Raw genomic sequence first — 13,402 nt, forward strand, 5'->3', positions numbered from 1 at the left:
CGCATCTTCTTAGAAGCAATAAGTGTTAAGCAAAAAGCATGCCCTTGAGCCGAAGCCTTGAACCCAGCGAAGGGTAATAAGTCAAAATCCAATTGACAGGCACAAAACTCAGTCGAATTCAGCAACCAACAGTAAATTAAACTTATTACTTATTGCTTTCAACCAGACTACTGGTAGCATTCTTTTTTGAAATTGGTATTAGATACGGCTACGTTCTTGCCTGTCTGATGGTACAAAAACAGTTTCTGTCGATAGTTCTAGTTGACCGTCGCCCTCATGGTGTTCGGCAAAAGAACCTTGAGGTTCTTTGAGGAAGAATCCACATAAGAAAGCAACAATCAGACCAACAACACCCAGAGTTTGGAAGAAAATTTGGTTGCCTACTGCACCCTCCGGTAGCAAACTGAAGAGAGTTAAGTAGCACACGGCACCGACGTTACCATAAGCGCCGACGTTGCCAGCAACCTGACCCGTAACCCGTCGCTTAATTAGCGGCACAATCGCAAAGGTGGAACCTTCTCCAGCTTGGACGAAGAAAGAACAAGCCATGGTTAACACAATTGCGATCGGCAGCCACCAATTGCTGTTAACCCCACCCATCATTAGGTAACTAATCCCCATACAAGCGGTCAGCGCCGTCATCGTCCAACGACGGCTACCCAGTTTATCAGAGATGAAACCACCGCCGGGGCGAGACATCAAGTTCATGAAGGCATAGCTAGCAGCAATCATCCCGGCTTGGGCTTTATTCAAGGGAAAAGTACCCTCAAAGAAGGCGGGTAGCATCGAGACAACGGCTAATTCCGAACCAAAGTTGACAAAGTAAGTTAACTCCAACATGGCCACTTGGTTGAAGTTGTAACGGTCGGAAGCTGGATAGCGCTTCTTACCAAGCATCAACTCTTGATTAACATCCCAGCACTTGTAAGCTTGGAAGAGGTACAGACCAACTAAAAATGCCCAAGCAAGATAAAGTTGTGGCTGACCAAGGAAACCAACTTTGCTCAAGCGCCAAGCCAGTATCGCTAGTACTCCGGACAGGGGAAGATTCATCAGCATTAGGAACCAGAAGTCCCGCTTGGTAGTTACTTCCATACCGCCGTGGCGAGTCGGTCGCTGGTAGACCTTACCAGAAGGCGTATCTTGGACATTGAAGAAGTAAATAATGCCGTAGACCGCAGCAGCGATACCTGTAGTTGCGATCGCTAAGCGCCAGTTAGATTGACCACCAGAAATAACAGCTAACCCCAAAGCCACTGAGGGCATGGTGAAAGCAGCCGCCGCAGAGCCAAAGTTACCCCAGCCACCATAGATTCCTTCAGCTAGACCAATCTCTTTGGGGGGAAACCATTCGGCTACCATGCGAATCCCAATAACAAACCCAGCACCGACAATGCTCAACAGCAAGCGACTGATCACTAGGGTGTTGAAGTCTTGCGCCAAAGCAAACATGGTGCAAGGAATAGCAGCGAAAATCAGTAGTAAGGAGTAAGTGATGCGGGGGCCATATTTATCTAGCAACATGCCAATGATGATCCGTGCTGGCACTGTTAGAGCAACGTTGCAAATAGCGAGTGTTCTAATTTGACCTGTTTCTAGACCTAAATCTTCTTGTATCGTCGTTGCCAAAGGAGCAAAGTTAAACCAGACAACGAACGATAAAAAGAAAGCAAACCAGGTCATGTGTAGGATACGGTAACGACCGTGAAATGACCATAATTCCGTGAGCATGTAACACCTTCTTTTTAAGTAACGGAAAAATTGAATAGGGAAATCTAGCAGCGAGGTTCAACCTCGCCTTAATTGGGTTCGTCTCAAATTCCTTTTGATTGTCCCCTGGCTTAGAGAGTTCTGAAAGCAGCCGTTTAGAGGTGGTAGAGGCCCAAGATGTCGTCTAATTCTGTCAGCATCAAAAAATTAACTAGGCTTAAAACCCAATGCCAAGAAGCTAGGTTAATCGACTATTGACCAACATCAATCAACAGAGTGCGGTTTTCAGCAGTGGTTTCGCACCAAAGTGTTTGATTAACAAATCTCGCAAAACTGGCTTGAGTTCTTCACAAGGAACTCCTTTGTGGACGCAGCTACCAAGTTGGGCATCTTTCCCGACTTTGCCACCCATATAGATGTCCACAGCTTCAACTGTTTTGCCATCTTTACGAGCCTTGGTTCCCATCAAACCAATATCGGCAACTTGTGGTTGACCGCAGGAGTTGGGGCAACCTGTCCAGTGAATGCGCACTGGTTGCGATATGGATAACTCGGTTGTCAATTCCTTGGCCATGGCTAAAGCACGGTTTTTGGTTTCCACTAAGGCAAAGTTGCAAAACTGTGCACCTGTGCAAGACACCAAATCCCGGACTAGGGGTTGAGGATTGCTCGAAAACCTCTCCAGTAAAGGTTCTTCTAAAAACAGCTCTAGATGAGAGTCGGAAATATTGGGGATGATGACATTTTGTTCCACCGTGAGGCGTATTTCTTCGTTGCCGTAAACCTCAGCGCAACGGGCCAGTTCAAACATATCATTTGCCCAGAGGCGACCGACAGGGATATGTAGCCCTACGTAGTTGAGCTCGGATTGCTTTTGCGGATAAACACCGATATGGTGGCGTTTTTCCCAGATAAACTCATCTTTGAGAGCTGCCGAATGTAGGGTATAGCCTAGTTGTTTTTCTACTGCCGTTCGGAATTCCTCTATCCCCCATTGCTCAATCAGCCACATTAAACGAGACTTTTGCCGGTTGGCTCTTAAACCATGGTCGCGGTAAATGACCAAGATTGCCTCGCATAACTGCACAACATAGTCTGGCGCAACCCAAGCATTCAGGGGAATAGCGGCAGCGCAACGCTTAGCAGAGAAGAAACCACCAACTAAGATGTTAAAACCGAGATTGCCGTCTTTGTAAGCCGGGACAAAGGCAATGTCGTTAATTTCGGCATGGACGGAGTTGTCGCGGCCACCTGCGATCGCAATATTGAATTTCCGAGGCAAGTTGGTAAAAGCCGGATTACCTTGACCGTAATTGGTGATCATGTCTTGGACTTGGCAGACTAGATCCCTGGTGTCAATCAACTCTTCGGCGTCAATTCCAGCGACAGGTGACCCAGTGATATTGCGGACGTTATCCATCCCTGACTGCACACTGGTCAAGCCTACTTGCTCTAGACGTTGGAAAATATCAGGAACATCTTCAAGGCGAATGCCTCGCAATTGCAGATTCTGCCTAGTAGTAATATCAGCATTCCCGTCTTCGCCATAGCGCTGTACTATCGCCGCCAACACTCGCATTTGCTCACTGGTGAGAATACCGTTGGGGATCCGCATCCGCAGCATAAATTTGCCGGGAGTTACGGGTCGGAAGAATAAACCCAGCCATTTGAGCCGATGATCGCGGTCTGTGGTATCCATCGCTTCCCAGCCAAGGCGGGCAAAATTTTCTAACTCACCTTGAAGGGCAAGTCCGTCTTTTTCAGCTTTCAGCCGCTCAAATTTATTGCCACTGATGGGGGAATCGGTTGAGTTATTCATAACTTTATTGGTGATTCACCCACAGGTTATGAAACTACTTCAGGTTATTACGTATATTTCGCTACAAAAAATTTTGATTTTGGCAATAAATGCATAGCAGCGATGCAATTTAAGAATAAAAGACCGATTGCTAGCATACTGTATAGAGTGGAAAATGCTTCAAGCTAAAGTTATTGGGTGAAAAAAACCTAGAGCTAGTATTCTCAGCCAAACACTAAAAACCGTGATTTCTAAAGATATTAATTCCGCTAATACAACAGAGCCGCAAACACCAAACATTTCTGGGGTGGAAACTTCCTTAGCATCAGCTTTGGAAATGTTGGCAGCAGGAGATTTCCAAGAGCGTTGGGAAGCCCAGAAGTTGTTTACTAAGCTGGGAGTTGCGGTAATTACCCCTCTAGTTGAGCTACTTGAGAGCGAACAGGCTGACCTGGAATTATGCTGGTTTGTCGCGAGGATTCTTGGGCAATTTGACGACCCAAATGCGATCGCTACATTAGTCAAATTACTGACAACCAGTGAGAGTGAAGATGTCAAGGCAATGGCGGCCACAGCACTTGCCAGTCTAGGAACTAAGGCAATTGCCCCCTTGAGTCATTTGCTCAAACAACCCCAGCAGCGGCTCTTGGCAGTACAGTCCCTAAGCCAAATTTACCACCCGGATACTATCGAGCCATTACTGAGTATCGTCAACGATCCACAACCAGTTACTAGAGCTACTGCCCTGGCAGCCCTCGGTCATTTTCCGGATCATAATCATAAAGGACTGCCGCTCTTGGTACAGGCACTAGATGACCCAGCAGCCTCAGTGCGCCTGGAAGCCATCATTGGGCTGGGGAGAAGCTCAGACCAATTTGAGGATAAGCGTTTGGTGGAGCTGTTGCAGCAGCGGCTAGAGGACGAGGATTTGGCGGTGAGACAGCAGGCAGCAGTTGCTCTGGGCCGTTGTGGCACTGATGGGGCAGCAGTTGCTTTGTTTGAAGTACTGCGGTTATCTAATACACCAGTTGCTCTACAATTAACGATTGTCCGAGTGTTGAGCTGGATGGAGACCTCACTGGCGCTCCATTATTTACAGCAGTTAATGACACTGGAGTCTGTTTCTCTTGCGGTGTCTCAAGAAGTTGTCCTTGCCTTAGGGCAGATGGAAAAACCACACCTCCAGCCAACGGCCAGCGCTATTTTGAGCAATCTCATCCTCTCAGGGCATCCTGCTGCTCAACAGCGGTCAATTAGACAGGCTATAGCTCTAGGATTAGGCCGACTGGGGGGTATGCAGGCCTTTGACGTTTTGACTCAATTGCTGGTTGATTCAGATGCCAAGGTTAGACTCCATGCACAAGTAGGTTTGAAGCAACTGCAAGCTAAACCGTAAACCAGCTACGGGTAGTTTTGAGAAGAGCCATACGAGTGCTTCAGCAAAGATTGCAGCCAAATTTAGTATTTGAATATACAAAATCTCGTAGTTAAAGCTTTTAGCGCGTAACTTCTTTTAAACTCAAGTAATCAAATTGAGCAAAACTTCAGTTTCTGTATCAAAAAATACTAAAATCTAAAGAGAATTTGCTAGTATCTAGCAACTATTAATAAATAAACAGTCATAGTTGGGTCAATATGCGCTTAGAGCAGCTAAAGGCCTTTTTGGCTGTTGCTGAAATGGGGAGCTTTCAGCAGGCGGCTCGCAAATGCGGGGTGACTCAATCTACTATTTCTCGCCAGGTACAAGCCCTAGAAGCTGACCTAGGCATGCCCCTGCTCCATAGAACAGCCCAAGTAAAGTTGACGTTGGCCGGTGAGAGCTTCTTCCCCCGTGCCCATAAAATTTGTCAAGAGTGGGAAGGTGCTACTCAAGAAATTGCCGAACTGTTGGCAGGGAAGCAGCCGGAGCTTTGCGTGGCAGCAATCCATTCTGTCTGCGCCTACTATCTGCCTCCAGTGTTGCAACGCTTCACTCACAACTACCCGGATGTGCAATTGCGGGTAACTGCTTTGGGAAGCGATCGCTCTTTGAAAGTCCTCCGAGATGGGTTAGTTGATTTGGCAATTGTCATGGACAATCGCTTTCTTGCGGCTAGCTCTGAGATGGTGGTTGACCACCTCTATGAAGAGCCAATCGCAGTCTTAGTCGCGGCAAATCACCCTCTGGCTGCTTACAATCCTGTTCCTTGGTCAGAATTGATAGGATTTCCTCAGGTAATGTTTAAAGACGGCTACGGGATGCAGCGCCTCGTGCAAGAAAAGTTTAATCAGCAGGGAGCGGTACTCAACACAGTTTTAGAATTAAATACCCTTGATGCTTTCCGAGGGACAATCCGTCAAGGAGGGTGGGTAGCACTTCTACCTCAATCAGCTTTACAGGATGCCTATGGTGACCCCACTTTGGCGATCCGTTCCTTGGAGGAACCAACTTGGATGCGTCGGGTAGTCTTGGTGACGACGCAAGACAGACTCCAGATACCCCCGATTCAACACTTTCGTAAACTGGTGGGTGAATTAGTCAAACCGACCGCGAATCATTGTCGAGTAGGCATCTCGCCTAGGGTAGCATCATGAGCAATGAATTTAGAGAACTTTTACGCAAAATTGGCAGTGGCACCCACACGGGGAAAAGCTTAAGTCGTGCCGAGGCAGCAGAGGCAGCCCGGATGATGCTACTGCAAGAGGCAACCCCGGCGCAGATTGGTGCGTTTCTGATTGCCCATCGTATTAAGCGCCCCACTGGAGAAGAACTGGCGGGGATGCTCGATACTTATGATCAACTTGGGCCAGCTTTACAACCAATTACCACATTTGGCAGAGTCACGGTTTTGAGTTCTCCTTACGATGGGCGATCGCGCACGGCTCCCCTTAGCCCCCTAACGGCTCTGGTGCTCTCAGCCGCAGGTTGTCCAGTGGTGATGCACGGAGGTGAGCGGATGCCTACCAAAGAGGGCGTGCCGTTAATTGATCTGTGGCGTGGCTTAGGAGTTGACTGGACGCAGTTAACACTCAAGGAAGTTCAGCAAGTTTTAGAAACCGCTGGTTTGGGCTTTGTCTACTTGCCGACTCATTTCCCTTTAGCTCAGGGTTTAGTTCCCTACCGGGAGCAGATTGGCAAACGCCCACCTCTGGCAACGCTGGAGTTAATTTGGTCACCTTACCGGGGTGAGTCTCAGGTGGTGGCAGGGTTTGTTCATCCCCCTACTGAAGAGATGATCCGCTCGGCATTTGCCCTCAGGGGAACGCCTTGGTTAATCACGGTTAAGGGACTAGAAGGCAGTTGTGACTTACCGAGCGACCGCACCGCGATTATTGGCATAACTAGCCCAGGGGAAGAGGAACCTCAGTTTGAGCGCCTTTGCCTAGCGCCCCGTGCCTATGGTTTTGCTGCTCAGAGTGTTCCACTAGAAGCCACAGAGCAACTGACGGAAAACATGCAAGCTGTACTCCAAGGCAAGCCATCTTCCTTAATGCAGGCTGTTGTTTGGAATAGTGGATTTTATCTCTGGCGCTGTGGGGTTTGTCCTGATCTGGAAAAGGCGATCGCTAAAGCCAAAGTACTCTTAAGTGAAGGGCAAGTTTGGCAAAAGCTGCAACAACTCCGGGAAATTAGCCCTTGTTGCGTTAAGCTTTGAGGCTGATAATTCCCCGCACTGGTAAAGTAATCACGAACTCAGCTCCTTGACTTGGCCCTGAAATTAACTGGATGAGACCTTGATGTTGTCTAATAATTTGGCAGCTAATTGCTAGACCCAAACCAGTGCCTTTACCAGGCTCTTTCGTAGTAAAGAAGGGGTCAAAGATTCTCTGTTGAATGGCAACGGGAACACCTGGGCCATTGTCGGCGATGCGAACTATAACTTCTGGGGTGCTCTGTCTACTGCCCAATTCCTTGATATCTGTGCTAATTCTGATCAGAGGTGCGGAGGTATCTTGATTTGTAAATCCCCAGTCCCCATACTCAACTCCCAAGCCTTCGAGAGCATCTATCGCATTGCACAGGATATTCATAAATACCTGATTGAGTTGTGCTGGAGAACACTCTACCTGCGGCAGTTCGCCGTACTGTTTAATGATCTCAATTTTTCCCTGGAAACGGCTTTTGAGCAGGATGAGGGTGTTCTCAATGCCTTCGTGGAGGTTGACTTGCTTAATTTCAGCTTCGTCTAGGCGGGAAAAATTTCTCAGTGACAGGACAATCTCACGAATACGTTCAGTACCTGCTCTCATGGAGAAGAGAATTTTTGGTAAATCTTCGATGAGAAAGTCGAAATCGATTGCTTCTAGTTTGTCTTGAATTGCTGTGCTAGGGTGAGGATACTCCTGTTGATAGAGATGTAGCAACGAGAGCAAATCCTGGATATATTCATCTGTATGGTGCAAGTTCCCGTAAATAAAGTTGACGGGGTTGTTGATTTCATGGGCAACACCAGCAACAATTCCTCCCAAGCTAGACATTTTTTCGGTATGAATTAGCTGCGCTTGAGCTTGCTTGAGTTCCTGGGTGTAAGCAGCAATTCTGCGAATTAGTTGATTGAGAGAGATCGCTAAGGAACCTACTTCATCTCTGGTAGTTACGGGTACTCTTAGGGCAAAGTTAGACTCTTGGGTTACTTGTTGGGCAACTTTAGTAACGCCCAAGATGGGTTCAGCGATCGCACGACTGATAAACAGAGCAAGTGCTACTGCTAAAGACACCGATAGCAGAATGCTGGCAAGAATTATTCTTTCTCGTAATTGGTTGGCTCGCCGAAATTTGGTGCTAGCATAGAGTTCTTGATCCTTGGTCTTCTCAATTTGTGTGTTTAACTGTTCAGAGAGATTATCCAAGGTAATGGCTACTTCGCCACTGTTATTCCTTAATATCTGTTGTTGGGCTGGTAGAATATCCTCCGGTTTCAAGGAAGAGGGTTCAATCTCCTGCAATAGTGAGCTAGTGAGGCGCTTGTAGGCATCCACCGTTCTAGCATAAGTTTTCGATAAGTCCTGCCACTGAGCTTTTTGTCGTGCGGTTCGGCAGCTTCCTTGGCTGAGTAAGCCTTGTTGCTTCTTGTGTAACTCTTGAGCTTGGTCAATACTACGAAAGAAGCGCTCTTGTTCGTATCTTAGCCAGACTGGATTACCCAGAACAAAAGCAAATCGGGAGGCGTGTACTTGTGATTCGACAATCGCCGTCTGTAACTCTCTGAGGAGATGCTGTTGCGTATGGGCACAATCTTGCAAGTCGAAGGCTTGTTGTTGGTAATAATCCCCAATTTCTAGTCCGGCTGTTGTTCCTAAAATCGCAATACCAATAGAGAGTGCGTACCCAGCGCCAATTTTTGTCCGGATACTGGCTCTGGCTAGCCATCCTTTAAATGAGCTGAGCAAGGCAGCCGTAGCACTATTTTGATTTTTCCTCTCTTGTTTAGCTGACACAACTCCATTATCTAAGAGATCTACCTTGAGCAAACGCTTACAGGTAGCTAAGTAAGAATGCCCACTCGAATTTAGCAATACTAAGCGCTTTAGCCATAGCATTAATTCCTGCATTTATAGCCAGCATAAACAACACAGTTGAGGCAAGAATAAGTTTTGTTACAAAATAGTTGGTTATTTTAATAATTTCACGAGCTAATTTAATTAGTGATTGGCAGTGAATCCTAGCTGTTATTTTCTAAGCTATCTTAGCTGTTTGACGTTTTGTTGTAAAACTATGACCATCGTATTATAGGAAATAAATATATTCATTATAGAAAATAAATACATTTATTGATAACCCCTCTAGTTGATAATTAGTGCAAAGATTAGTATTTTTTTATACCAAATGTTTGAATTAACAGAGAGATCTTGAGGCATGAGTAGACGATGGCATCGGCGTAAATTTCTCAGCTACAGTTGTGTAACCTGCGGCAGTATTCTCCTCAGAGCTTGTACTAATTCTCCACCAAGAACTACTTTAGAAAATACAACAGTTTCTGGGTCTTTGGCTACATCTACTAATAGTACCAGTGACGTCAAAGTAGGAATTCTTCACTCCCTAAGCGGCACAATGGCGATTAGCGAAAAGAGTGTTGTTAAGGCTGTGCAATTGGCGATAGAAGAAATCAATGCTGCTGGTGGAGTTCTGGGCAAGCAGATTGTCACAGTTACCGAAGATGGTGCTTCTGAGTGGCCTACTTTTGCCGAGAAAGCAATCAAGCTGATTGAGGACGATCAAGTTTCCGTTGTGTTTGGCTGCTGGACTTCCGCTAGTCGTAAAGCAGTAAAGCCGATTTTTGAAGAGAGAGAACATATGCTCTGGTATCCCATACAATATGAGGGTCAAGAATGTTCTAAAAATATTTTCTATACGGGTGCTACACCAAATCAGCAACTAGAACCTGCGGTTGATTGGTTGTTAGATAACAAAGGGAAGGAGTTTTTCCTGGTTGGCTCTGATTATGTATTTCCCCGCACTGCCAACAGCATTATTAAAGCGCAGCTAGAGAATAGAGGTGGCAAAGCTGTTGGAGAAGAATATCTACCTCTAGGTAATCAAGAAATCAGCTCTCTTCTTACCAAAATTCGTACTACTTTGCCAAGTGGTGGCGTCATTTTTAACACCCTTAATGGTGATAGTAATGTAGCGTTCTTCCAAGAGCTACAGAGTGCTGGTTTTGAGCCAGAGCAGCACCCCGTAATGTCGTTAAGCATTGGCGAAGCTGAAGTCCAAGCAATTGGTTCTAAGTATCTTAAGGGTCATTATGCTGCGGGGAATTACTTCCAAACACTGGACACACCAGCTAATCATAAGTTTGTTAAAGCAGTTAAGGAGAAGTATGGCGAAAATAGTGTTACTAATGACTCTATGGAAGCTGCCTATATTGCAGTTTATCTGTGGAAGCAAGCAGTGGAAAAAGCAGGAACTGTTGATGACTTAGAAAAAGTTCGTAAGGCAGCTTATGGTCAGACTTTTGAGGCTCCCGAAGGTAAGATAACCATGGAGAGTAACAATCATATCTCGAAATTTGTGCGGATTGGTGAAGTCCAGGAAGATGGTTTAGTTAAAATAGTTTATTCGAGTGATCAAGCAGTTATGCCAGTTCCTTGGAGTCAATTTATAGTAAATGACAAAAAAATTACTTGTGATTGGTCTGAACCTGACCAAGATGCCAATCTGCCCAATAGTTAAATAGTTGTTGGGTACTATTTAACTGCAATTGTTCATTATTAGTTAAGGCATTTTAAAGGTAGCTGTTGAGATGATTGCTCTTGTTTAATTAAACGGCAGTTTCAATTTAATCTGTCGGTACCTTTTGAAGTTTACTAACTTTTTTTTAGGTGTGATCCCTTGGTCAAAAGCCAATCTAATTTACAACTGTATAGACTGGAAAACCGTAGATTTACGCAGGTAACCGTTGATGATCTCATGTTAATCTGCGATTACCAGCAGTGTCTACAGAATAGTGGGTTTAGTAATGTTAAAACCGCAGTATGAAGGATATTGCACAGAGCAAGTCACAGTTCTAGTTCGAGAGAAATTTGGCGGCGCCAATGTATACACCAACAATGCTCAACAGGAAAAAGAACTCCTTCAGCTAGGGCTGAATTTAGTAAGTTCGCTAGAGAACACTTGCCTGAACAAAAATACATTAATACCTTAAAACATCAGTACTTGGGGCAAAAGTTTGTCTCAAATTATGCTGTTGATGACTACGTAATTTTAGCGAAGCGATGACTGTTAATAAAAACCAGACAGTATAAGACCGACAGGAATGATAGGATCAGGTCGAGTTAGTCCGTAGATAGCGGTCTTGCTGAAATGATTCTCATAACCTCAGCCAAGAGTCTTTATGAAACTCCTTAATAAGCTCACGAAAGCCTTTAGAGTCACAGTAATCTCCCTCCTTTTGAGTGTAGTAGTCTTGATGTATGGCTGTGAGCAAACAGACAATGTAGCAGAACAACAGCCTCAAACAGACAATGTAGCAGAGCAACAACCTCAAACAGCTCAAGCGATAATTACAAGCACTTCAGAACCTTCTCAAGCCATGGGAGAAGTTAACTTTTCTCAAACGCCGGAAGGGTTACAAATGACAGCTATGATTAATAATGCACCCCCTGGAGAACATGGCTTTCATATCCATGAGTCAGGTAGTTGTGCTGATGCAGGTCAAGCAGCTGGTGGTCATTTTAACCCAGACGGCGTTAAACATGGGTTATTAGTCAAGGATGGTTTTGCCAACGCTCATGCGGGAGACTTAGGGAATATCTCTGTTTCCCCAGATCTTACTGCAACCAAGGCTGAAGCTCTTCCGGGACTCACCTTTGAGGAGGGCAAGTATGCGGTTGCTAATCGAGCGATGATTATCCACGAAAATCCGGATGATTTCGGTCAACCTACAGGTAATGCTGGCGGACGCATTGGTTGTGGAGTAATTCAAATAACTGGTTCTTAGGGACAACATGTAATAAGTAATAAGCATGCCCTCTCCTCAAAGGAGACGCTACGCGTTTGTGGAGCATGACCGAAGGGCAAACGAGCGAAGCGAAGGGTAATAAGTGCTTTTTAGCGGTTTTTTAGACCAAGGCTCTATATTGGCCACCACTTACCTATTTTACGGGCTTTCTTGCCTATTACCTATTACCACCTATTCACCGCTATAACTGGCACTTTTGTGGCTCAACTCTCGGACTCACCAGCACCAGCCCCCTCTGCTGCAACGGGGTGGCACGGTAGCTTAGAACTAGGGTATGCCTATCACGATGGCATCACCCAGCTAATTCACTCCCACGGGCAATCGCCCCTCAAGGTACAGCGACCATTTTACCCAGAAGGGCCAGCAGTTTGCCATAGCGTGATTTTACACACTGCTGGGGGAGTAGTGGGAGGCGATATCCTTTCTCAAAATATCCACCTCCAACCCCATGCCCAAGCCTTAATCACCACTGCTGCTGCTGCTAAAATTTATCGCAGTAACGGACTCCAAGCCAGACAAAATATTCACATGCGAGTAGACGCTAACGCTTGTTTGGAGTGGTTACCCCAGGAAATAATTGTCTTTAATGGTGCTTTTTACCAGCAACAATTACGAGTAGAATTAGCACCAGGAGCTACTTGGCTTGGCTGGGAAATTAGCCGCTTTGGTCGCTCTGCCAGAGGAGAAAAATTCTTAGAAGGACAGTGGCGATCGCACATCGCTATCTGGCAACAAGGACGCCCATTATGGATTGATCGCCAGTGGCTACCTGCCAAAAAAGAAATTATCGAAGGGCCTCACGGTTTGGCTGGAAAACCGATAGTTGCTACTCTTACTTGGGTAGGGCAGCCAGTTTCTCCAGAAATTGTTGAGCAAGCCAGAAAACTCTGGATGGCCCAGGAACGTAGAGGAGAAGCTGGTGTCACTAAGTTGGTTTGTGGTTTATTGTGCCGCTATCGCGGCGCTTCCACCTCTGAGGTAAGAAGCTGGTTTATGGATGTTTGGCAGTTGCTACGCCTCTCTTGTTCCAGGCAATCTCCTCAAAAGCCAAGGGTATGGCTATCATGACATATACCTTTAGTTTATCACATTTGTAGCTTTTTGCCAGATAATGTCCACAGACATAGAGGAATAACTACTAACAACTAACATGCAACTATCGCCCCAAGAAAAAGATAAGCTGCTAATTTTCACTGCCGCTTTGTTAGCAGAAAGACGCAAAGAACGAGGCATAAAACTCAACTACCCGGAAGCCGTGGCTTATATTTCTGCCGCAATTTTAGAAGGGGCAAGAGAAGGCCGTACCGTGGCAGATTTGATGAGTTACGGGGCAACCCTACTCAAAAAGGATGAGGTCATGGAAGGCATACCGGAAATGCTTCATGAAGTTCAGGTAGAAGCAACCTTTCCTGATGGCACTAAACTTGTTACAGTTCATGACCCAATTCATTAG

Annotated in this window: 10 protein-coding genes; 7 read left to right on the top strand and 3 right to left on the bottom strand. The window is 45.9% G+C overall.

Features of this window, described 5'->3' with window-relative positions; translation table 11 throughout:
• Positions 1 to 198: 198 nt before the first annotated feature.
• Positions 199 to 1,731: an MFS transporter gene (locus tag ACT7WV_RS02830; RefSeq protein ID WP_445101442.1), complete on the bottom strand. Its 1,533-nt coding sequence runs from the start codon at positions 1,729 to 1,731 to the stop codon at positions 199 to 201.
• Between the two features lie 247 nt (positions 1,732 to 1,978).
• Positions 1,979 to 3,529 carry a ferredoxin--nitrite reductase gene (locus tag ACT7WV_RS02835; RefSeq protein WP_445101443.1) on the bottom strand — a complete coding sequence of 517 codons (1,551 nt, stop codon included), beginning with the start codon at positions 3,527 to 3,529 and terminating at the stop codon, positions 1,979 to 1,981.
• A 223-nt stretch (positions 3,530 to 3,752) separates the two neighbouring features.
• Here ACT7WV_RS02835 and ACT7WV_RS02840 point away from each other — a divergent pair, with 223 nt between their 5' ends.
• The 3 genes from ACT7WV_RS02840 to ACT7WV_RS02850 all read left to right on the top strand — a co-directional run bounded on the left by ACT7WV_RS02840 (position 3,753) and on the right by ACT7WV_RS02850 (position 7,143).
• Entirely contained in the window at positions 3,753 to 4,904 is a 1,152-nt protein-coding gene (locus tag ACT7WV_RS02840) for a HEAT repeat domain-containing protein (RefSeq protein WP_445101444.1), read from the top strand.
• A 239-nt stretch (positions 4,905 to 5,143) separates the two neighbouring features.
• Positions 5,144 to 6,082, top strand: a complete 939-nt coding sequence (locus ACT7WV_RS02845) for a LysR family transcriptional regulator (protein ID WP_445101445.1) — start codon at positions 5,144 to 5,146, stop codon at positions 6,080 to 6,082.
• Complete coding sequence (locus ACT7WV_RS02850; RefSeq protein WP_445101446.1) at positions 6,079 to 7,143, top strand: anthranilate phosphoribosyltransferase family protein; 1,065 nt, start codon at positions 6,079 to 6,081, stop codon at positions 7,141 to 7,143. Before ACT7WV_RS02845 ends, ACT7WV_RS02850 begins: the two co-directional genes overlap by 4 nt.
• On the opposite strand, the gene ACT7WV_RS02855 is transcribed toward ACT7WV_RS02850, so the two are convergent.
• A complete protein-coding gene (locus ACT7WV_RS02855; RefSeq protein WP_445101447.1) occupies positions 7,133 to 9,028 on the bottom strand; it encodes a sensor histidine kinase in 1,896 nt (631 codons plus the stop codon). The genes ACT7WV_RS02850 and ACT7WV_RS02855 overlap by 11 nt on opposite strands.
• A gap of 316 nt (positions 9,029 to 9,344) precedes the next feature.
• Here ACT7WV_RS02855 and urtA point away from each other — a divergent pair, with 316 nt between their 5' ends.
• From urtA to ureA, 4 genes are all read left to right on the top strand, one after another.
• Positions 9,345 to 10,661, top strand: coding sequence for an urea ABC transporter substrate-binding protein (urtA, locus tag ACT7WV_RS02860; RefSeq protein ID WP_445101448.1), 1,317 nt, complete (start codon positions 9,345 to 9,347; stop codon positions 10,659 to 10,661).
• Between the two features lie 661 nt (positions 10,662 to 11,322).
• Complete coding sequence (locus tag ACT7WV_RS02865; RefSeq protein ID WP_445101449.1) at positions 11,323 to 11,928, top strand: superoxide dismutase family protein; 606 nt, start codon at positions 11,323 to 11,325, stop codon at positions 11,926 to 11,928.
• Positions 11,929 to 12,147: 219 nt separating this feature from the next.
• Positions 12,148 to 13,017: an urease accessory protein UreD gene (locus ACT7WV_RS02870; RefSeq protein WP_445105560.1), complete on the top strand. Its 870-nt coding sequence runs from the start codon at positions 12,148 to 12,150 to the stop codon at positions 13,015 to 13,017.
• Positions 13,018 to 13,099: 82 nt separating this feature from the next.
• Positions 13,100 to 13,402 carry an urease subunit gamma gene (gene ureA, locus ACT7WV_RS02875; protein ID WP_445101450.1) on the top strand — a complete coding sequence of 101 codons (303 nt, stop codon included), beginning with the start codon at positions 13,100 to 13,102 and terminating at the stop codon, positions 13,400 to 13,402.

Source organism: Symploca atlantica LB2515, from assembly GCF_052546295.1.